The organism is Nonomuraea sp. NPDC050310, assembly GCF_040655795.1.
Taxonomy (GTDB): domain Bacteria; phylum Actinomycetota; class Actinomycetes; order Streptosporangiales; family Streptosporangiaceae; genus Nonomuraea.
Genome location: NZ_JBFAKP010000003.1, coordinates 565,323 through 584,914 on the forward strand (window position 1 = coordinate 565,323; position 19,592 = coordinate 584,914).

Consider the following 19,592-nt stretch of genomic DNA (forward strand, 5'->3'; position numbering starts at 1 on the left):
GGAAAGCCCGCGCTGGACCGCCGCCGGGCAGACCCGGCGCGGATCACACCGCGGCGTGGAGCCAGCGGACCGGGGCGCCGTCGCCGGCGTAGCGGAACGGCTCCAGCTCCTCGTCCCACGCGCGCCCGAGCAGCTTGTCCAGCTCCTCCTCCAGCACGCACCGGCCCTGCGCGGCCAGCATCATGGCCGTCCGCAGCCGGTCCTCCGGCACGAGGATGTCGCCGGTCGCCCCCACCACGGCGTGGAAGGCCCCCAAGGTCGGGGTGTAGGCGTAACGGGTGCCGTCCACGCCAGGTGTGGCGTCCTCGGTCACCTCGAAGCGGATGCGCTGCCAGCCCATCAACGAGGAGGCGATCGCGGCGGCGATGCCGGGGCGCCCCTCCCACTCGGCCTGGGCCCGCACGACATTGGGCGCGGCAGGCTGGGGAGTCCAGGTCAGGTCGACAGGCACGCCAAGAACACCCGCGACCGCCCATTCGATATGAGGGCACAGCGCGGGCTGAGCCGAGTGGACGTACAGCACGCCACGAGCAGACACCGGACCTCCCGTTTCGGTACGAGGTGCGCCTTCCCCAACGGCCTCGTCCTGGGATGATCACAAGTGACTAGGGAGAGACTACCGTCCGTCGTTTCTCGGCACCAGAGGGGGGCCATACCAAGTTGTTGCGGATGTGGCACGTGACACGTCTCCTGAGACGGAAAGATACGTCCACATGGACGTCCAAGCTGTTGGTCACTCGCTCATCCGGCCGGGCCAGATCCTGATCGAACGGGGCACGGTCTCGGCCGTCTCCCGCTGGACCCAGGCCATCGCGGAGGCCGACGGCGTCTGCGTCGTACGCCTCTCACCAGGGGTGGACCCCTGCGAGCTCGTTGCCGAGCTGCGCGATCAGGGCCATCGAGCCTCGCCCAACCACGTGTTCGCCGGCCAGCCGCTGTTCTTCGGCGGGCCCGCCTCGCGCCCGTTCCCCGCCGATCCGGTCAAGGCCAAGATCGGCCGGGAACGCTCCGGCGTCACCGTCGCCCTGCTCGACACCGGCGTCGCCGCCCACCCCTGGTGGGCCGGCAGCACGTGGTACGGCGGGCTGCCCGAGGCCGCCGCCGACGCGGTCCAGGGCGCCCAGGCCGGCCACGGCACCTTCATCGCCGGCCTGCTGCTGCGCCAGGCCCCGGAGAGCTCGCTGCGCGTGGCCCGCGTCCTCGACGGCGACGGCCTCGGGGACGAGGCCGGGGTGGTCCGCGCCCTGCGCCGGCTGCGGCAGCGGGAGCAGGAGGGCGCCAGGCCCGGCGACCTGGCCGGAGGCCCGCACGTGCTCAACCTCTCCTTCGGCGGCCACACCCACGACGACCAGCCCTCGCCGCTGCTGGCCGACGCGGTCTCCGCCCTCACCGAGACCGTCGTGGTCGCCTGCGCCGGCAACACCGGCTCCGACCGGCCGTTCTGGCCCGCGGCCCTGCCCGGCGTCATCGGGGTCGGCGCGCTCGACGCCGCCGAGGAACGCCGGGCGCCGTTCTCCGCGCACGGGAGCTGGATCGACGCCTGGGCCCGCGGCGAGTGGCTGACCTCGGCCTACCTGCGCACCGGCGAGTTCGCCGGCTACGCCTCCTGGAGCGGCACCTCCTTCGCCGCCGCGCTGGTCAGCGGGGCCATCGCCCGCGCCGCCGCCGACCTGCCGCCGCACGAGGCGGCCCAAGCGGTGCTCAAGGAAAGGCAAATTCCCGATCTGGGGGCTGTCGTCCCGGCGACTCGGTAGAGTTTACGCTCAGTCCTCGTCCAACCACGGGGAGGCAACATGAGCGATGCGGCGCTCCTGCTCAAGGCCGCGGCAGAAGGGGACGAGTCGGCCTGGGCCGGGCTCGAAGCCCTCTTCGGGCCGCGGATGTGGGCCGTCGCACGCGCTTGCGGGCTGGGTGAGGCCGACGCCGCCGACGCGGTGCAGGGCGCCTGGCTCCGCCTGCTGGAGAGTCTCGACCGGATCAGGGAACCTTCCTGCGTCGGGGCCTGGCTGGTCACCACCGCCAGGCGCGAGGCGATCCAGTTGCTCAGGCGGGGACCGACGACGTTCCCCGCGTTCACCCCGCCGGCTCATCCCAGCCCCGAGTCCACGCTCCTCGAGGCGGACTCGGTCCGGCTGCTCTGGCAGCAGGTCACCGACCTGCCGGAGCCGTGCCGCACGCTGCTCAAGCTCCTGGCCACCCAGGCGGGACCGCGGCAGGTGGCCGTCCGCATGGGCATCCCACCCGGCAGCGTGGGTCCGACCCGAGCTCGCTGCCTGCAGAAACTGCGCACCCGGATCTCCCTCGAGGAAAAGGTGCAATGACCGACGACGAATACCTTCTAGCCGCCCTCCGTCTCGGATCGGGCCACGACCCGATCCCGGCTCACGTGTCCGCGGCGGCACGTGAGGCGTACAACCTGCGGGTGCCAGACGCGGTCACCGCCACCCCCGTCGAGTCCGCCGCCGCCCGCGGCGTCCGAGGGGAGGACGGCCCGCGGCTGGTCCGCTTCGCCACGCCCGAGCTCGCGTTCGACGTGGAGGTCACGATCGGGGACGGGCTGATCAACCTGGCCGGGCGGGTCTTCCCCTGCCCGCCCGACGGCTGCCGCATCGAGATCCGGACCCTGCAACTGACCGTCCGCCGCGAGGTGGCCGCGTCAGGGCAGTTCGCCGCCACCGGACTGCCCCCCGGGTGGTTCAGCCTGGTCTGCCACCGGACCGGGCACGCCCCGATCGTCACCCGATGGTTGCGGATCCGCTCCTGAGCGAGCCGGGGCCGGGCGCCGCCGCGCCCGGCCCTCGCGACGAGCTCCTCGCCAGGGCCGAAGGTGCGGTGATCCGTTCGGTGGTCGATCCCGCGGCCGCCCTGGCCACGGGCCGTGGCCTGCTCGCCCTGGCCGAACGGCTCGGCGCGGGGCAGCCGCGCAGCTCGTTCGCCAGCCATTGGCCGGCGCCCGAACCCGCAGCGCACGAGGACCCTCCTGACGACCCCGAGCTGCGTGCGGCGGCTCCCGAGATGGCCGCGGTGTCGTTGCGGGCCATGGCACTGGCCGCGCGGGAGCTGGGCGATCTGCGGATGGCCGAGCACTGCCTGCGCCGGGCCATCGCCCTGCCCGGCGTGCCCGCCCACCGGGTGGCGCAGGCCCGGTTGTCGCTGGTGACCGTACGGACCGAGCGGGGGCATCCGCTCCAAGCCCTGCGCATCGCCGCCCTGGCCTACGCCCATCTGCCCCGCCTCGACCGCGCCAAGCTGGAGACCCAGCGCGCGGTCGCGCTGGCCCACCTCGGCCGCTGCCAGGAGGCCGTGGCCGCCTGCGACCGCGCGGTGGCCGAGCTGTCCCGCGCCGACGACAGCCTCGACAACCAGCGCTTCCTGGCCGGTGGCCTGCTCAACCGGGGCCTGGTCCACGCCTACCGCGCCGAATGGCCCGAGGCCGTGCGCGACATCACCGCCTGCCGGGAACTGTCCACGCGGCACCGCCTCGACCACCTCGCCCGGCTGGCGACCGCCAACCTGCCCTTCGTGGCGGTACGGCAGGGCGACATCGCCGCCGCCTTCGCCCACTACCGCGCCTCCGAGGACACGCTGTTCGGCTTCACCGAGCGCCTGGCCACGATGCGCACCGACTTCGCCGGGGCCCTGCTGGCCGCCCACCTGCCAGGCGAGGCGCGGGTGATGCTCAGCCTGGCGCTCCCCGAGCTGGAGGCGGCCGGAGCCGGGGCGGCCCTGGCCGAGGCGCGGCTGAAGCTCGCCCAGGTCGAGCTGCTCACCGGCGACGCCCGCCGGGCCGCCGAGCTGGCCGGGCGGGCCCGCGACGAGCTGTCCGGGCAGGACCGGCACGTCTGGGCGCCGGTGGCCACCGACACCCTGCTGCGGGCCAGGCTCGCCCTCGAACCGCCCACCCCCGAGCTGGTCGACGAGCTGCTGGCCTGCGCCGACGAGCTCGACCGCGGTCCCGCCTCGGCGACCTGCGGGGCCGGGACGCGGCTGCTGGCGGCCGAGACCGCGCTGAAGCTGGGGGCGACCGAGACGGCCGCGGCCCAGCTCACCCGGCTCACCGCCGCGCCCGGCCGGAGCGTGCCGCCGGTCATCCACCAGCACGCGCTCGCGCTGGAGGCGGCGCTGGACGGCGATCCCGCGACGGCCTTCGGCGCGGTCCTCGACGGCTTGGCCGGCATCGGGCACCAGGTGCGACGGCTGGACGATCCGGCCATCCGCGCCCATACGGCTCGGGCCGGGGAGCGGCTGGCCGCCTTCGGGCTGCGGCTGGCGCTGGGCGACGGCCGGCCCGAGCAGGTCTTCGCCTGGGCCGAACGCTGGCGGGCGGTGACCGCCACCGGCCGCCCCCAGACGGTACGGCTGGCCGCCGTCCGGACCGCGCTGGGCGGCCGGGCGCTGGTGGAGTTCCTGATCGACGACGGCGAGCTCGTCGCCCTCCTGGCCGGTCCCGGACGGCCCGTCCTGCGGCGGCTCGGACCGGTCCAGCAGATCGGCGAGGCCGTCGTGCGGGTGCGGTACGCGTTGCGCCGGGTGCACCTCGCCGACGGCGGGCTCGGGGTGGAGGCGGCCCAGGACCTCGACGCGCTGGCGGCCGCGGCCGGGGAGCTGGAGGAGCTGCTGTTCGCGCCGCTCGCCGCCGGGATCGGGGAGTCGCCGCTGGTCATCGTGCCCGCGGGGCCGCTGCACACGGTGCCGTGGGCGGCTTTGCCGTACCTGCGGGGGCGGCCGGTGAGCGTGGCGTCCAGCGCCCGGGCCTGGTACGCGGCGCGGGTGGGGCCGCGGCGGGCCGGGAAGGGCGAGGTCGCGGTCTGCGCGGGTCCTGGGCTGCGGCACGCCGAGCGCGAGGCGGAGACGGTCGCGCGGCACCACGCCGGCGCGACGCGGGTCCCGGCCACCGTGGCGGAGGTGCTGGCGGCGCTCGACCGGGCCGAGGTGGTGCACCTGGCCGCGCACGGCACCTTCCACGCGCGCAGCCCGCTGCTGTCGAGCCTGACGCTGGAGGATCGGCCGCTGATGGCCTACGACCTGCTGCGGGTGGCCGGCCCGCCGCGGCTGGTGGTGCTGTCGGCGTGCGACTCGGGGATGGCGCACGTCCCGGCGGAGGGGGCGGCGCTGGGGCTGGCCGGGGCGTTCCTGGCGCAGGGGACGAGCTGTGTGGTGGCCGGGATGGTGCCCGTGCCGGACGAGGAGACCGCCGCGTTGATGGACGCCTTCCACCGGCGGCTGGCCGGGCGGGAGACGCCCGAGCGGGCCCTGGCCGCGGCGGCGGCCGAGACCGGGGCCCGCGGGTTCGTCTGCTTCGGCGCGGGCGACCGCCCCCTCGGCCGCCAGATCACCGGCTGAGCGAGACCAGGCCGGCCGGTCAGGCTGAGCAGGTCGGCCTGGCCGGGTCAGGCTGGGGCGGGGGTCAGGCGGTCTCGATCGGGCGGGACGGGTCGGCTGACCAGTTGGACCACGAGCCCACGTACAGGGCCGCACCGGGGTAACCGGCGAGTTCGAGGGCGATCAGCTCGTGCGCGGCGGTCACGCCGGACCCGCAGTAGGCCCCCAGCGGGACCCCGTCCCGCACCCCCACGGCGTCGAAACGGGCCCGGAGCTGTTCGGCGGGCAGGAACCGCCCGTCGGGGCCGACGTTCCCGGTGGTCGGCACGTTGACCGCCCCCGGGACGTGCCCGGCCGCCGGGTCGATGGGCTCGGTCTCACCGCGGTAGCGCTCGGCGGACCGGGCGTCCACGAGGATCCCGGAACGGGCCAGGGCGGCGGCCTCGTCGGCGTCGAGGACGGGCAGCGCGCCCGGCTTGGCGACGAAGTCACCCGGCTCGACCTGCGGCTCGTCGGTGGTGGCCGGCCGCCCGTCGGCGGTCCAGGCGGCCAGGCCGCCGTCGAGCACGCGCACGTCCTGGTGGCCGAAGTACCGCAGCGTCCACCAGATGCGGGCGGCGATGGTGGAGCCGGCGTCGTCGTAGGCCACCACGGGGCGGTCGTTCGAGACGCCGAGCCGCCGCATCGCCGCCTGGAACGCCTCGGTCTCGGGCAGCGGGTGCCGGCCGCCCGCGCCGGCCGGACCGGCGAGGTCGGCGTCGAGGTCGCAGTAGGCGGCGCCGGGGATGTGGCCTTCGCGGTAGAAGGTGACGCCGGGCGGGCCGCCCAGCCGCGACCGCACGTCGAGCAGGGTCACCTCGCCCAGCGCGTCGAGCTCGGCCAGGGTGATCAACGGACTCATCGGGTGCTCACTTCCAGAAGCGGGACGTGCTGCTCCAGCGCGGTCAGCGAGCCGTGGTACCCGGTGAAGGTGGCCTCCAGCGAACCGGTCCGCGAGGCGACGATGGCCAGCTCACCGTAGGGAACCGCGACCACGTCGCCGATGCGCCCGAGCCATTCGGATCTTACTCGGGGGCCGAACCAGCCGGCCTCGACCGCCTCGCCGCGCGAGAGCACCCACGCCTGCCCGGCCAGCCGCTCGCGCCACGAGTCGAGCACGGCCCCGGCCGCGCCGGACTCGGCGTAGACGTGCCGGGCGCGGGAGTCGCCGCCGAGCATGGCCACGCCGGTGGTGAGCGCCGGGTCGGTGTCGGCGTCGGCCTTGGCGGTGGCGTTGACCATGCCGTGGTCGGCGGTGACGTAGAGCGCCGAGCCGGGCGGCAGCGCCTCGGCCAGCCGCCGGGCCAGCTCGTCGACGACGGCGAGCTGGTCGAGCCATTCGGGGCTGCCCCAGCCGCACAGGTGCCCGTAGGCGTCGAGGTCGCCGTAGTAGACGGTCACGTGCGCGCGTGGTTCGGCCAGGGCGCGGCGGGTGGCCTCGACCCGCTCGTCCACGGTGTTGGCGGCCAGGTAGCGGGCGCCGCGGTAGACCGCGCGGGTCAGGCCGGTGCCCTCGAACTCGGCGGGGCCGACGTAGCTGGTCGCGATCCCGGCCCCGGCCGCGCGCTGGAAGACGGTGGGGGCGGGCTGCCACTCCAGCGGGTCCATGTCGAGGCCGCCGGGCAGCGTCCAGCGCAGGCAGTTGAACAGGTGGCCGGTGCCGGGCACCGCCAGGACCATGCCGAGCATGCCGTGCTCGCCCGGCGCGAGCCCGGTGCCGAGCGTGCACAGGCTGGTCACCGTGGTCGCGGGGAAACCCGAGGTGAGCGTACGGCCGGCCGCGGCGGACAGGAAGGGCGCGCGTTCGGGATGGGCGCGCAGGAGATCGGCGCCCAGCCCGTCGACGAGCAGGACGACCACGCGCCGGACGGGTTCGAGGCCGAGCGGGTTGGGGCCGGGCAACCCGAGCGCGGCCAGCACCGAACCGGGCAGCTCGGCCAGCGTGGACCCGCCGTAGGCGGGCAGGAGCGGCTCATGCCGCATGGGCACCTCTGGAGGGTCAGGAGGCGGCTGGGTTCGCTGCCTCGGCGTCGGAGGCGGCTCGGTTCAGGAGGCGGCGCGGGCGGTGGCCTCGGAGAGGGACTTGGCGAAGGCCAGCACGTGCGAGACGGCTTCCGGCCCGTCGGCGGCCTCGCTGACGCGCAGCGACAGGTCGTCGGCGGTGATCGCGCCGGTGTAGCCGTGGTCGGCCTCGCAGTTCTCGTCGCCGCAGGTGGCCGGTTCGAGATCCACGTGGGAGATGGCGCCCCAGCCGATGGTCAGCGTGACCTCGGTGGGGGCGACGCCCGGCGCGTAGGCGGCGGGGTCGGGCACCACGCGGGTCACCGCGACCGACTGGATGCGGCTCAGGCGGACCGCCTCGGTGGTCGTGGAGGCGTGGGAGGCGGAGACGCCCTCGACCGCCGGATGCTCGTCGGTGTGGCAGACCAGCAGCCGCCCGGCGGTGAGCACCAGGACGGTGACGTGCCGGCGGACCTCCATGGCGGGGTCGAAGGTGGCCTCGTGGTGCACCACGAAGGCGGTCACGGCTTCCTTGCCCAGCGCGGATTCGACCGCATCGGTGACGAGGTCGGGGTAGTAGCCGCTGCGCTCGATCGCTTCACGCAGGCCCGCGGCTGAGACTCGGGTTTCCCTCATGGGTCCATCCTGCCAGGAGCGGGGCCTCGTCTCACACTGCCGCGGGATCACAACAGGCGGCGTGGCCCCCCGTCGAGGCGCGGGGCGTCGGGGGTGGCCAGGACCGCCCGCGCGCCGAGCACGATCGTCTCGGACTCGCCGACGAGCACCTGGTCGAGGTCGAGGCGGGCCAGTTCGGGCAGGTCGTGCGCCAGGCGGGCGACGCGGACGAGCAGGTCCTCCAGCGCCCCGACCGCGACCGGGGGGTAACCGTACTCGCCCAGGAGCAGCGGCGCGGCGCGCACGGAGCGGACCAGTTCTGCGGCGTCCTGGCGGGTCAGGGGGGCCAGGCGGAAGCTCTCGTCGCCGAGCAGCCGGGCGGTGACCTCGCCGAGGCCGAAGGAGACGACCGGGCCGAAGGCGGGGTCCTCCACCACGCTGACCACGGTCGGTACGGCCGGCTGCGGGGCCATGCGCTGGACGGCGAGCGGGGCGTCGGGGCCGAAGCGGGCGACGAACTCCTCGTAGGCGTGGCGCACGCTCTCCGGGCCGGACAGGCCGAGCCGTACGGTGCCGGCCTGGCGGGAGGCGCCGGGGCCGGTCAGCTTGAGCACGACCGGCCAGCCCATGCGCTCGGCCTCGAAGGCGGCCTCCTCGGGCGAGGAGACCGGCTCGGACGGCCAGACCGACAGGCCGTAGCAGGCGAGCAGGTCGGTGGGGTCGAGCTCCACCCGGCGTTCGGGCGCGTCGGCCCGCCCGGAGCGGTCCCCCGGATCGCCAGAAGCGGAGCCGCCGGGAGCAGCGTGGCCGGGAGCAGAGTCGCCGGGAGCAGGGTCTTCGAGGGCGGCCTCGACGAGGGCGCGGGCGCGCTCGGGGTCGAGGTCGTCCAGCTCGGGCGGGTAGTCGGCGGGCCGGTCGCGCCAGGCGGCGTAGGCGGTCGCGCGGGCCAGCGCGCGCACGGCCTCCTCGGGCGCGGCGTAGGAGGGGATGGGCGCGAGCGCGGGATGCATGCCGAGGTAGCCCTCGAAGGTGGCCACGACCGGCTTGCCGCTGTCGGCCGCGACCCGGGCCAGCTCGGCGGCGACCGCGTCGCTGCCGCCGGGCACGGGCGGCATGTAGATCACCACCACGGAGTCGACCTCGCCGGAGCCGAGCAGGCCGGCCAGGGCGCTGCCGTACTCCTGGGCCCCGGCGGCGGCCCCCAGGTTGACCGGGCGGCCCGGCTCCAGCCCGGCGCCCAGGCAGGAGTCCACCGCGAGGTGGCCCATAGCGTCGGAGTTGGTCACCAGGCCCACGCGCGGCCCGCGCGGCAGCGGCTGGTGCGCCAGGAGCTGGCCGACGTCGAAGAGCTGGATGAGGTCGTCCACCCGGATCACGCCGGACTGCTCGAACAGCGAGCTGATCGCCGAGTCGGGCAGACCCAGCTCGGTGCCGGAGTGGGACTTGGGCGCGCCGAGGCTCTTGACCACCACGATCGGCTTGCTCTGCGAGATGCGCCTGGCCAGCCGGGTGAACTTGCGCGGATTACCGAGCGACTCCAGGTAGAGGAGGATGACCTCGGTGGCCGGGTCCTCCTCCCAGTACTGCAGCAGGTCGTTGCCGGAGACGTCGGCCCGGTTGCCTGCGCTGACGAAGGACGAGATGCCCATGCCGCGCTGCGCCACCCGCTGGAGCAACGCGGTGCCGAGCGCGCCGGACTGGCTGAAGAAGCCGACCCGGCCACGGCCGGGAACGGTGGCGGCCAGGGTGGCGTTGAGCCGGACCGCCGGGTCGGTGTTGGCGATGCCCAGGCAGTTGGGGCCGACCACGCGCAGGCCGTACGCGCGGGCGAGGCTGGCCAGCTCGTCCTGGCGGGCCTTGCCGGCCGCACCGGTCTCGCCGAAGCCGGAGGAGACCACGACCAGGCCGTGCACGCCCTTCTCGGCGCACTCCTTGACCACGTCGATGACGCTGTCGGCGGGGACGGCCACGACGGCGAGGTCCACCTCGTCGTCGATCGCGGTGACGCTCGGGTAGGCCCGCACCCCGGCGACCGCGCGCACCTCGCGGTGGACCGGGTAGACCGGGCCGGTGAAGTCGGCGGCCAGCAGGTTGCGCAGCACGGTCTGGCCGACCCCGCGGGGCTCGCGCGAGGCGCCGATGACCGCGACCGAGCCGGGCGACAGCAGCCGGGCGATGGACCGGGCCTCGGCGCGGTGCTCGCGGGCGGCGGTCACCTCGGCGGAGGTCTCGGTGGGCGTGAGGTCGAGCGTCATGCGGACCACGCCGTCGGCGAACCGGCTCTGCGCGGTGTAACCGGCCTGGCGCAGCACGGCCATCATCTTCATGTTGGCCGGCAGCACGTCGGCGACGAAGTGCTCGATGCCGTTCTCCCTGGCGGTGGCGGCGAGGTGCTCCAGGAGCACGCTGGCCACGCCCCGGCCCTGATGGGCGTCCTCGACCAGGAAGGCGACCTCCGCCTCCCCCGGATCGATCCGGTCGTAGCGGATGACCGCCACCATCTCGGTGCCGATCGTGGCGATCAGCGCGACGCGGCCGGTGTAGTCCACGTTGGTGAACCACTCCACCTCGCGGTCGCTCAGCTTGGGGCGGGGACCGAAGAAACGGAAATAGATCGACTCGTCCGACAGCCGGGAGTAGAAGGCGCGCAAGAGGCCGGCGTCCTCCGGGCGGATCGGGCGGACATGCGCGGTCCCGCCGTCGGTCAGGACGACGTCCGCCTCCCAGTGGGCGGGGTAAGGGCTGTGCGGTGCCTCCACAGTCTCGAGCGTAGTCCCGTGCCTCACGTGCGCCTCCGCTGGGCAACGCTTGTGCATCGACTGCATCGCCGAACTGGCTCTCTCCCCCACGAGCCGCCGGGAAGCTGTTACTTTTTGCCTTGGCGACGATAGGTTCTTCGCCAAGGCCGGGCTCGTTCTGAAGGCAGCAAGGTGGTGGCATCATGACGCGGGTCGTCGTGGTGGGCGATCTCATGACCGACGCGCTGGCGCGCGCCCGTTATGCCCTCGCCCGCGCCAGTGACACTCCCGCCACGGTCACGATGCACGGCGGCGGCTCCGGCGCCAACGTCGCCTCGTGGCTCGCGGTCGAGGGCGCGGAGGTGGCCTTCATCGGCCGTCGTGGCGCCGACATCACCGGGCGTAACCGCGACATGGAACTGATGGGCTACGGCGTCGACGCCCGGCTCGTCATGGACCCCGAACGCCCCACCGGCACCTGCGTGGTGCTGGTGACGCACAAGGGCGAGCGCACGCAGCTGTCCGACCCCGGGGCCAACGCGGCGCTCTCCCCCGAGGACCTGCCGCGTGACCTGTTCACCCAGGGCAGTCATCTGCACTTGTCCGGCTACACGCTGATGAACGAGGGCTCACGTGAGGCCGGGTTCGCGGCGCTGGACATGGCTCGGCGGGGTGGGATGTCCATCTCGGTCGACTGCGCCTCCACCGCGCCGCTGGAGCGCATCGGCGCCGAGCCGTACCTCGAGTGGACCAACGGCGCCAAGCTGCTCTTCGCCAACGCCGACCAGGCCAAGCTGCTCACCGGCCGGGACGACCCGGCTGCGGCGGCCAAGGTGCTGACCGCCTGGTTCCCGCAGGTTGTGATCAAGCTCAACAAGGACGGGGCGCTCTGGTTCACCAACGGGCGCAGCGAGCCGGTGAAGGTTCCGGCCGTGCCCGTGGACCGGGTGGTCGACGGCACCGGTGCGGGTGACGCCTTCGTGGCCGGGATGCTGCCGCCTTGGCTGGCCGGCAAGCCGCCGGCGGAGTCGCTGGCGGCCGGCTGCCACCTCGCCGCCCAGGCCATCAGCCACCTCGGCGCCCGCCCCCGCCTCTAACCGCCCCCGCCTCTAACCGCCCCGACCTCTAACCGGACCGGCCAGTAACCGGACCAGCCTCTAACCGGCGCGCCTCTAACCGGCCCGCCCCTACCCAGCGCGCCTCTAACCGGCCCAGCCTCTTTCCGGTTGGCCGGGTTGGCCCGGTCGGTGCGGCCGGTGCGGCTTGGTTGGGTGAACCGGCCCTCGGCTGCCGCTGTCCGTCTGCTGGCGGCCTTGACCACTCCACCCACTCCCCCACCTGCCCGGCGCGCTCGGGCGGCCCGCCCAGACCCGGCCCCCTGTACGGCCCGCGTCCCGCTCGGGCGCGCGCCCCCGATGCGGTCGTCTGTACGGCCCGCAGCCCCGGTGGCCGGGGCGGCTAGCCGTACATCTTGGGTGGGTCCCAAGGAGCGGCCCCCGCCCAGGTAGGGCTGCGGTTAGGAGGTGGCGGCCAAAGCCAGGGGGAGGACGGCGGGGGCGCCGGCGTGGCGGACGAGGGCGGTGGCCAGGGTCATGGTCCAGCCGGTGTCGATCCGGTCGTCCACCAGCAGCACCGGCCCGCCGCAAGCCGCGATCCGCCCCCCGAGCTCGCGCGGCATGGCCAGGGTGGCACGGATGGCCTGCACCCGCTTGGCGCTGTTGAACTGGCTCCCCGGCGACCCGGCGCGGTAGCCCAGCTCGCCGAGGTAGTCGAGCCGCCCGATCTGGGCCAGCCGCTCGGCCAGGCTGCGGACGAGCTGCGGCCGGGAGCCGGAGGGCAGCGAGACCACCGCGACCGGCCGCTCGGCCCACCCCCAGGTCTTGAGCACCTGCACCACGCCCTGGAAGACCTCGTCGGGCAGCGGCCCGTCGGGCTGGCTGAAGAGGTCGCGCAGCCGGTTGCCCCAGCCGATGTCGGTGAGCCGCCCGAGCGCCCGCCCGGGCTGGGCGCCGAGCTCGGGCTTGATCCGTCCGGACAGGTCGGCCAGCCCGGTGGGCCACTGCCGGCGGGCCTCGATCTCGATGCCGGGCCTGGACAGCCGCTCGCGGGCGTCGTCGAGCGCCTCGGCCCGCACGTCGGCGCTGCGGTGGGCGCCGGTGCAGTTGTCGCAGCGCCCGCAGGCGGTGGCGGCGTCGTCGTCGAGGCAGCGGCGGAGGTACTCCTCTCGGCAGCCGGTGGTGGTGAGGTAGCCGAGCATGGCCTCCTGCTCGCTCCGCCGGGCCTCGGCCACACGGGCGTAGCGGTCGGCGTCGTAGGACCACGGTTCGCCGGTGGACTCCCAGCCGCCCTTGACCCGGCGGACCGCGCCGTCCACGTCGAGGACCTTGAGCATCATCTCCAGGCGGGTGCGGCTCAGGTCGACGCGGCTCTCGAGGGCCTGGGTGGACAGCACGCCGCCTTCCAGCGCGGCCAGCGTGGCGCGGACCTGGGGTTCGGGCGGGAAGGCGAGGGAGCCGAAGTAGGCCCAGATCTCCTTGTCCTCCGCGCCGGGCAGCAGGATGACCTCGGCCCGCTCGACGCCGCGGCCGGCCCGGCCGACCTGCTGGTAGTAGGCGACCGGGGACTGCGGGGCGCCGACGTGGATGACGAAGCCCAGGTCGGGCTTGTCGAAGCCCATGCCGAGCGCGCTGGTGGCCACCAGCGCCTTGATCTTGTTGGCGAGCAGCGCCTCCTCGGCCTCCAGGCGTTCGGCGGGGTCGGTCTGCCCGGAGTAGGCGCGCACCTCGTGGCCCTTGTCGCGCAGGTAGGCGGCGATCTCCTGGGCGGCGGCCACGGTCAGGGTGTAGACGATGCCGGAGCCCGGCAGCTCGTCGAGGGTCTGGGCGAGCCAGGCCAGCCGCTGCTCGGCGCTGGCGGGCCGTACGACGCTGAGGTGGAGGCTGTCGCGCTCCAGCGGCCCGCGCAGGACCAGGGTGTCCTCGCCCATCTGCTCGGCGACGTCGTGGGTGACGCGGGCGTTGGCGGTCGCGGTCGTGGCCAGCACCGGGATGCCCGGCGGCAGCTCCTCGAACAGCCGCGCCAGCCGGCGGTAGTCGGGCCGGAAGTCGTGGCCCCAGTCGGAGATGCAGTGCGCCTCGTCGACCACGACGAGGCCGGCGCTCTCGGCCAGTTCGGGCAGGACGTTGTCGCGGAAGTCGGGGTTGTTGAGCCGTTCGGGGCTGACCAGCAGCACGTCGACCAGGCCCTCGGCGACCTGCTCGTAGACGCGGGCCCAGTCCTCGGGGTTGGCCGAGTTGATGGTCACCGCGCGGATGCCGGCCCGCTCGGCGGCGGCGATCTGGTTGCGCATCAGCGCCAGCAGGGGCGAGACGATGACCGTGGGCCCCTCGCCGAGGTCGCGCAGCAGGCCGGTGGCCACGAAGTAGACCGCCGACTTGCCCCAGCCGGTGCGCTGCACCACGAGCACCCGGCGGCGCTCCATGACCAGGGCCGCGATGGCGTTCCACTGGTCGTCCCGGAGCCGGGCGTGCTCGCCCGCCAGGGCCCTCAGCCGCTCCTCGGCCTCCTCGCGCATCAGCGCCGCTTCGTCCATGGCTCCTTTGTTACCAGGTCTGACCGACGCTTCGCCCCGGCCAAGGCTGGGAAAAGCTGTCGCCTGCCCCTGTGTCGTTCCATCGTCGCAGGTCAGGCGGGTCGGAGAGTCGGTTCATGACTGTCGCGATCCTGGTGGTGCTGGCCCTGTCGGTCCTGCCGTTCGGCGGGGGCGCGCGGGCGGCCCAGCTCCAGGTCACCAAGACCGTGTCGCCCGACCCGATGATCATCGGAGCGGAGTCGGTCTACACCCTGACCGTGCGCAACACCGGCGACACGCCGGCCACGGACGTGGTCGTCACCGACACCCTCGACCCGAACCTGACACCGGGCGCGCTGCCCGCCGGCTGTACGGCGAGCGGGCAGACGGTGACCTGCGGCGGCCCAGGCACGGCCATCCCGCCCGGCGGCGAGCTGACGCTGAGCATCCCGGTCACCGTGGACTCCGCCCTCGCCGACGGCACCAACCTGCGCAACGGCTTCACCGCGGACGGCTCGAACACCGCCCCCGCCACGGGGCAGCTCATCTCGCAGACCCGGACGGTCACCGACGTGGAGATCACCAAGTCGGGCCCGGCCACGGTCGAGCAGGACGGCACGATCACCTACACCGTGGTCGTGGTCAACCACGGCCCCTCGGACGCGGTGGACGTGACGGTCCAGGACCCGACCGACGGCAACCTCACCGAGATCGTCGACCTGCCGGCCGAGTGCCCCGCGAGCGGCCTGACGGTGTCGTGCCCGCTGGGCAGGCTCAAGCCCGGCGAGCGGCGGGAGTTCACCTTCACCGTCCGGGTGCGGGCGCCCGGGGGGACGCAGATCGACAACTGCGCCACGGTCTACACCGGCAGCCGCGAGAACGAGACCGGCAACAACGTCTCCTGCGTGTCGACCGTCGTGCAGCCGCCGCCCCCGATCACGGGCGGCGAGCCCGACCTCGACCTGGACAAGAGCGGTCCGGCGGTCGCCCGGCCCGGTGACACCTACGAGTACACGGTCGTCATCGCCAACGACGGTGACGCCACGGCGGAGAACGTGGTGGTCACCGACCTGGTCGACGGCAAGCTCACCGTGGCGGACCTGCCGCCGGGGTGCGCGCTGGCCGGGGGGACGGTCCGGTGTTCGGTGGGCGATCTGGCGCCGGGCGAGAGCAGGACGCTCACCTTCGGCGTGCGGGTGAGTTCGGGAGGCGACGGGGACGTGATCCGCAACTGCGCGGTGGGCACGACGACCACCGCGAACCGGGGCGGCCGGGGGGCGGAGTGCGTGAGCACCGAGATCGACGGGCCAGCTCCCAGCCCGTCGCCGACGCCCTCGCCTTCCGGTTCGCCGACGCCGCGGCCCACGTCCAGCGAGCCCGGCCCGTCAACCGACGGGCCGGGAAAGCGCGGGCATGCGGGTGACGGACCCAGGCACCGGCCGCACGGGGACGTGCTGCCCATGACCGGTGCGCCGGTGGCGCTGGGCGTGGCCGGGGCCGTGGGGCTGATCGCCGCCGGGGTGGGGCTGCGCCTGGTCGCCCGCCGCCGAGGCCGCGCGGCCTGACGCCGGGCGCGGCGCCCGGCCAGGCCGGCGGGCCTGGGGGCGACCCTGCGCCCGGAGGTCAGCGGGCTCGGAGCGTGGCGAAGGGCAGGAGGTCGAGCAGTTCGCCCTCGGCCGGCCGCCGGCCGTACGGGGCGAGCTGGAAGGTCTCCGGCCCGATGTGCTCGGCCCAGTGCTCGCTGACGAAGGTACGGCAGGCCGCCACGTCGGCGGCGTCGGGCACCTTGGCCAGCAGCCCGCGCTGGAACGGCGCGTACTCCAGGAACTGCGAGGCGTGCGCCAGGCAGGCGTCGAGCTTGGCCTCCAGCACCGGGGCGACGTCCACCACGACGTCGTCCCGGTGGACGGGCCGCGAGACGTAGTCGGTCATCAGCAGGCAGACCGGCTGCCGGTCCAGGGCCGGCTTGCCGCACTCGACGTTGCGGGTGGTGGAGAACTCCACCGCCTGCCCGGCGAGCTTGCCGGCCGCGCGGTTGTCGGGGTGGCCGCCGCCGTCGGCGTGCAGCGCGACCACCAGGTCGGGCCGCCAGCCGCGGATCTCCCGCAGGACGCGCAGCCGCAGGTCCACGGTGGGTTCGAGGAAGCCGTCGTGCACGTCGTCGAAGATCTCGTAGGTGGTCACGCCGAGCGCGTCGGCCGCCCGCCAGGCCTCCTCGGCGCGGCGGCGGGCCAGGGGAGCTCGTTCCATCTCGTGGTGCCCGGCGTCACCGTTGGTGAGGGTCAGGAACTTCACCGCGTGCCCGGCCCGGGCCAGCAGGGCGGCGGTGCCGCCGGCGTAGATCTCGGGCTCGTCGGGATGGGCGGCGATCACCAGGGTGCGCAACATGTCTCAGCTTTCGTCAGGGGATTTGCTCGCCGGTACGGCCTGCCGTACCGGCTTGGAAGACCCGCTCGCGGGCCAGATCGAGGGCGTAGCGGACGGCGCCTTCGAGCACGCTGCCGCCGCCGGCGCGGCCCACGGTCACGGTGACCGGGGCCAGGCCGGTGGGGGCGAGCAGTGCGGCGACGCGGGCGCGCAGGGGTTCGCCGCCGGCCACGCAGAGGGGGCCGCTCAGCACGACGCAGCCCGGGTCGAGCACACCGACGGCGGCGGTCACGGCGACCGCGACCCGCGCCGCGACGTCGTCAAGGAAGGATTCCGTGGAGTCCTCGCGCAGGAGGGCGGCCACCTCGGCCAGGGAGGCGGCCGGTGTGGCGGAGAGGCCGTGGGCGGCGGCGAGTGCGGCCAGCGGGGCGGCGCCGAGCAGGGCGCCGAGCGGGCCGCCCTCGGGTCCGTAGAGCCGCCCGCGGCCGACCGGGTCCGGCACGATCACCGAGCCGACCTCGCCGCCACGCCCGGTGACGCCCCGCCAGAGCGAGCCGTCGAGCACGGCGCCCGCGCCGACGCCGCCGCCGATCCAGAGCAGGACGAAGCTCTGGCCCTCGCGGTCGGCCAGCTCGCGGATGGCCACGAGGTTGACGTCGTTCTCCAGCCGGAAACGTTCGGGGCCGAGCGCGTCGCGCAGGTCGGCCAGGTCGTCGAGGTGGGACCAGCCGGAGAGCTGGACCGCCTGGCTGAGCCGCTGCCCGCCGGACTCGACGATGCCCGGCACGCCGAGCACGATCTGGTCGAGGTCGTCGAACCCGAGTCCGGCCTCGGCGGCGGCCGCGGCGACGGCGGCGGTCAGGAACTCCACGGCGTCGGCCCCGGGCCCGGGGGCCTGGGCGCGGTGCCGGCCGAGGACCGTGCCGGTCAGGTCGGCGACCGCGACCTCCACGGCGTCGGCGGTCAGGTCGGCTCCGGCGACGAGCGCGGCGCCGCCCTCCAGCTCCCACATCTGCGCGGCCGGACCGGCGTTGCCCGGCTTGGTGCCGGCCTTGCGGGCCAGCCCGCCGTTCTCCAGGCGGCGCAGCACCTCGGCGGCCGACGCCTTGGACAGGCCGGTGTGCAGCTCCAGCTCGGCGCGGGTGAGGGTGCCGTGGCGCAGCAGCAGTTCGAGGGCGGCGCGCTCGTTGAGGGTGCGGAAGACCGTGGGATTCCCGGTGGACATGCTTACTTCACGGCTCCTGAGGTCAGCCCGGACTGGATGTGTCGCTGGAAGACGATATAGGCGACCACGACCGGCAGGACGGTCATGCTCAGGGCGGCGAACAGGGCGGGCCAGTCGGCCTCGTAGCCCGCGATGGTGGAGATGTCGGCGATGCCCTGGGTGATGACCCACTTGCTCTTGTCGCCGGGCAGGAGCACCAGCGGCAGGAGGTACTGGTTCCACTGGCCGAGCACGTTGAAGATCGTCAGGCTGACCAGTCCGGGCTTGGCCATGGGCAGCATGATCTGGAAGAACGTGCGGGTGTGCGAGGCGCCGTCCATCATCGCCGCCTCCGCGACCGCGTCCGGCAGGCCGCGGAAGAAGGAGGTCAGGAAGAACACGGTGAACGGCAGCGAGTAGGCGATGTAGACCAGCACCAGCCCCACGTGCGAGTCGAGCAGCCCGAGCCCGTCGACCACGAAGAAGAGCGGGACCAGCGCCAGGAAGACCGGGAAGGCCATGCCGGAGACGAACAGGAAGTAGATCGCCCGGTTGCCGGGGAAGCGGTAGCGCGCCAGCACGTAGGCGGCCATCGAGCTGAGCAGCATCGTGCCGAGCACCCCGAAGAACACCACGACCACCGTGTTCAGCAGGTAGGTGCCGACGTTCGCCTTCTCCCAGGCGCGCAGCCAGTTGTCCCAGCGCAGCTCGCCCGGCAGTTGCAGGGCGTCGCCGAAGATCTCGGCGTTGCTCTTGAAGGAGGCCAGCAGCGTCCAGATCAGCGGGCCGATGATCAGCAGCGCCCACACCACCAGCACGGCCTGGGACAGGCCGCCGAAGAGCCTGCGGCGCATCAGTACACGATCCTCTCTCGCCTGGTGACCCGCATCGTCACCGCGGCGAAGGTGAGGGTCAGGAAGAACAGCGCCACGCCCATCGCCGAGGCGTAGCCGAAGCGCGAGTAGCCGAAGGCGTTCTTGTAGATCTCGGTGGCCAGCACCGTGGTCGCGCCGTCGGGGCCGCCCTGCTCGATGGAGAGCACGTTGACCAGGGCGAAGGCGTCGAAGGCGGCGATGCCGAGGTAGATCCAGCCGACCTGGACGGTGTCCCGGATCAGCGGCAGCGTGATCCGGAAGAACAGGGTCAGCCGGCCCGCGCCGTCGAGCGACGCCGCCTCGAAGACGTCCTTCGGGATGGCCGCCATGCCCGCGGAGAAGAGCACCATGTAGAAGCCGACGGCCTGCCACACCATCACCGCGATGATCGACCAGAGCGCCAGCCGCTGGTCGGTCAGCCAGCCGACCGGCTCCAGCCCGACCTTCATCAGCGCGCCGTTGAGCACGCCGCTGGAGTCGGGCCGGTAGACGGCCTTGAACAGCACGCCCACCACCGCGACCGCGAGCACCTGCGGCAGGAAGAAGACGACCCGGTAGAAGCCCGAGCCCCTGACCCCGCCCTGCGCGTTGAGCAGGTAGGCGAAGACCAGGGCCAGGGCGATGGTGGCCAGCGGCATGGCGACGAGCAGGACCACGTGGTTGCGGATCGCCTCCCAGAAGGCGTCGTTGCCGAACAGCCGCTGGAAGTTGTCGAGCCCGACGTAGTGGAGCCCGGCCGACACGCCCCGCCAGTCGGTCAGCGCGATCTGGAACGCCTGCGCGTACGGGCTGATTACGAAGACGAGGTAGAGCGCGACGGGGAGGAGCAGGAACCCCGCGACGAAGCCGTGCCGCCGCAT

General features: G+C 74.1%; 16 protein-coding genes. 6 read left to right on the forward strand and 10 right to left on the reverse strand.

The window, feature by feature from the left end; genetic code table 11:
* Nucleotides 1-43: 43 nt before the first annotated feature.
* Nucleotides 44-538, reverse strand: a complete 495-nt coding sequence (locus tag AB0I67_RS12300; RefSeq protein WP_357921806.1) for a DUF3145 domain-containing protein — start codon at nucleotides 536-538, stop codon at nucleotides 44-46.
* A gap of 175 nt (nucleotides 539-713) precedes the next feature.
* Here AB0I67_RS12300 and AB0I67_RS12305 point away from each other — a divergent pair, with 175 nt between their 5' ends.
* From AB0I67_RS12305 to AB0I67_RS12320, 4 genes are read left to right on the forward strand one after another with little or no spacing between them, the layout of a single operon-like run.
* Nucleotides 714-1,754 carry a S8/S53 family peptidase gene (locus AB0I67_RS12305; protein WP_357921809.1) on the forward strand — a complete coding sequence of 347 codons (1,041 nt, stop codon included), beginning with the start codon at nucleotides 714-716 and terminating at the stop codon, nucleotides 1,752-1,754.
* A gap of 39 nt (nucleotides 1,755-1,793) precedes the next feature.
* Nucleotides 1,794-2,321, forward strand: a complete 528-nt coding sequence (locus tag AB0I67_RS12310) for a sigma-70 family RNA polymerase sigma factor (RefSeq protein WP_357921812.1) — start codon at nucleotides 1,794-1,796, stop codon at nucleotides 2,319-2,321.
* A complete protein-coding gene (locus AB0I67_RS12315) occupies nucleotides 2,318-2,764 on the forward strand; it encodes a hypothetical protein (protein WP_357921815.1) in 447 nt (148 codons plus the stop codon). Before AB0I67_RS12310 ends, AB0I67_RS12315 begins: the two co-directional genes overlap by 4 nt.
* The gene (locus AB0I67_RS12320; protein ID WP_357921817.1) at nucleotides 2,743-5,343 is read left to right on the forward strand and encodes a CHAT domain-containing protein; all 2,601 of its coding nucleotides are present in this window, start codon (nucleotides 2,743-2,745) and stop codon (nucleotides 5,341-5,343) included. Before AB0I67_RS12315 ends, AB0I67_RS12320 begins: the two co-directional genes overlap by 22 nt.
* 64 nt (nucleotides 5,344-5,407) lie before the next feature.
* On the opposite strand, the gene AB0I67_RS12325 is transcribed toward AB0I67_RS12320, so the two are convergent.
* From AB0I67_RS12325 to AB0I67_RS12340, 4 genes are all read right to left on the reverse strand, one after another.
* On the reverse strand, nucleotides 5,408-6,223 hold the full coding sequence (locus AB0I67_RS12325) for a sulfurtransferase (RefSeq protein ID WP_357921820.1): 816 nt from the start codon (nucleotides 6,221-6,223) through the stop codon (nucleotides 5,408-5,410).
* On the reverse strand, nucleotides 6,220-7,344 hold the full coding sequence (locus tag AB0I67_RS12330; RefSeq protein WP_357921823.1) for a nucleotide pyrophosphatase/phosphodiesterase family protein: 1,125 nt from the start codon (nucleotides 7,342-7,344) through the stop codon (nucleotides 6,220-6,222). The genes AB0I67_RS12325 and AB0I67_RS12330 overlap by 4 nt, the downstream gene beginning before the upstream one ends.
* A gap of 63 nt (nucleotides 7,345-7,407) precedes the next feature.
* Nucleotides 7,408-7,998: a DUF5998 family protein gene (locus tag AB0I67_RS12335; protein WP_357921826.1), complete on the reverse strand. Its 591-nt coding sequence runs from the start codon at nucleotides 7,996-7,998 to the stop codon at nucleotides 7,408-7,410.
* 47 nt (nucleotides 7,999-8,045) lie between these two features.
* Nucleotides 8,046-10,793, reverse strand: a complete 2,748-nt coding sequence (locus tag AB0I67_RS12340; RefSeq protein WP_357922188.1) for a GNAT family N-acetyltransferase — start codon at nucleotides 10,791-10,793, stop codon at nucleotides 8,046-8,048.
* Between the two features lie 125 nt (nucleotides 10,794-10,918).
* On the opposite strand from AB0I67_RS12340, the gene AB0I67_RS12345 reads away from it, so the two are divergent.
* The gene (locus tag AB0I67_RS12345) at nucleotides 10,919-11,812 is read left to right on the forward strand and encodes a sugar kinase (protein WP_357921829.1); all 894 of its coding nucleotides are present in this window, start codon (nucleotides 10,919-10,921) and stop codon (nucleotides 11,810-11,812) included.
* Between the two features lie 419 nt (nucleotides 11,813-12,231).
* On the opposite strand, the gene AB0I67_RS12350 is transcribed toward AB0I67_RS12345, so the two are convergent.
* On the reverse strand, nucleotides 12,232-14,307 hold the full coding sequence (locus tag AB0I67_RS12350; RefSeq protein ID WP_357921832.1) for a RecQ family ATP-dependent DNA helicase: 2,076 nt from the start codon (nucleotides 14,305-14,307) through the stop codon (nucleotides 12,232-12,234).
* A 116-nt stretch (nucleotides 14,308-14,423) separates the two neighbouring features.
* Between AB0I67_RS12350 and AB0I67_RS12355 the strand changes: the two genes are divergently transcribed.
* Nucleotides 14,424-15,851: a CARDB domain-containing protein gene (locus AB0I67_RS12355; protein WP_357921834.1), complete on the forward strand. Its 1,428-nt coding sequence runs from the start codon at nucleotides 14,424-14,426 to the stop codon at nucleotides 15,849-15,851.
* Nucleotides 15,852-15,909: 58 nt separating this feature from the next.
* Here AB0I67_RS12355 and AB0I67_RS12360 read toward each other — a convergent pair whose 3' ends face one another.
* The 4 genes from AB0I67_RS12360 to AB0I67_RS12375 are packed head-to-tail and all read right to left on the reverse strand — an operon-like array spanning nucleotide 15,910 to nucleotide 19,592.
* Nucleotides 15,910-16,674: a PIG-L deacetylase family protein gene (locus AB0I67_RS12360; protein WP_357921836.1), complete on the reverse strand. Its 765-nt coding sequence runs from the start codon at nucleotides 16,672-16,674 to the stop codon at nucleotides 15,910-15,912.
* Nucleotides 16,675-16,687: 13 nt separating this feature from the next.
* On the reverse strand, nucleotides 16,688-17,878 hold the full coding sequence (locus tag AB0I67_RS12365; RefSeq protein WP_357921839.1) for an ROK family protein: 1,191 nt from the start codon (nucleotides 17,876-17,878) through the stop codon (nucleotides 16,688-16,690).
* 2 nt (nucleotides 17,879-17,880) lie between these two features.
* Nucleotides 17,881-18,711 carry a carbohydrate ABC transporter permease gene (locus tag AB0I67_RS12370; protein ID WP_357921842.1) on the reverse strand — a complete coding sequence of 277 codons (831 nt, stop codon included), beginning with the start codon at nucleotides 18,709-18,711 and terminating at the stop codon, nucleotides 17,881-17,883.
* Nucleotides 18,711-19,592, reverse strand: coding sequence for a sugar ABC transporter permease (locus AB0I67_RS12375; protein ID WP_357921845.1), 882 nt, complete (start codon nucleotides 19,590-19,592; stop codon nucleotides 18,711-18,713). Before AB0I67_RS12375 ends, AB0I67_RS12370 begins: the two co-directional genes overlap by 1 nt.

Bases quoted from the DNA above. Each gene is read 5' to 3' on its own strand.
- AB0I67_RS12360 (WP_357921836.1), bottom strand. From the start codon at position 16,674: ATGTTGCGCACCCTGGTGATCGCCGCCCATCCCGACGAGCCCGAGATC.
- AB0I67_RS12375 (WP_357921845.1), bottom strand. From the start codon at position 19,592: ATGCGGCGGCACGGCTTCGTCGCGGGGTTCCTGCTCCTCCCCGTCGCG.
- AB0I67_RS12365 (WP_357921839.1), bottom strand. From the start codon at position 17,878: ATGTCCACCGGGAATCCCACGGTCTTCCGCACCCTCAACGAGCGCGCC.
- AB0I67_RS12345 (WP_357921829.1), top strand. From the start codon at position 10,919: ATGACGCGGGTCGTCGTGGTGGGCGATCTCATGACCGACGCGCTGGCG.
- AB0I67_RS12355 (WP_357921834.1), top strand. From the start codon at position 14,424: ATGACTGTCGCGATCCTGGTGGTGCTGGCCCTGTCGGTCCTGCCGTTC.
- AB0I67_RS12340 (WP_357922188.1), bottom strand. From the start codon at position 10,793: ATGCACAAGCGTTGCCCAGCGGAGGCGCACGTGAGGCACGGGACTACG.
- AB0I67_RS12335 (WP_357921826.1), bottom strand. From the start codon at position 7,998: ATGAGGGAAACCCGAGTCTCAGCCGCGGGCCTGCGTGAAGCGATCGAG.
- AB0I67_RS12350 (WP_357921832.1), bottom strand. From the start codon at position 14,307: ATGGACGAAGCGGCGCTGATGCGCGAGGAGGCCGAGGAGCGGCTGAGG.
- AB0I67_RS12310 (WP_357921812.1), top strand. From the start codon at position 1,794: ATGAGCGATGCGGCGCTCCTGCTCAAGGCCGCGGCAGAAGGGGACGAG.
- AB0I67_RS12315 (WP_357921815.1), top strand. From the start codon at position 2,318: ATGACCGACGACGAATACCTTCTAGCCGCCCTCCGTCTCGGATCGGGC.
- AB0I67_RS12320 (WP_357921817.1), top strand. From the start codon at position 2,743: ATGGTTGCGGATCCGCTCCTGAGCGAGCCGGGGCCGGGCGCCGCCGCG.
- AB0I67_RS12325 (WP_357921820.1), bottom strand. From the start codon at position 6,223: ATGAGTCCGTTGATCACCCTGGCCGAGCTCGACGCGCTGGGCGAGGTG.
- AB0I67_RS12370 (WP_357921842.1), bottom strand. From the start codon at position 18,711: ATGCGCCGCAGGCTCTTCGGCGGCCTGTCCCAGGCCGTGCTGGTGGTG.
- AB0I67_RS12330 (WP_357921823.1), bottom strand. From the start codon at position 7,344: ATGCGGCATGAGCCGCTCCTGCCCGCCTACGGCGGGTCCACGCTGGCC.
- AB0I67_RS12305 (WP_357921809.1), top strand. From the start codon at position 714: ATGGACGTCCAAGCTGTTGGTCACTCGCTCATCCGGCCGGGCCAGATC.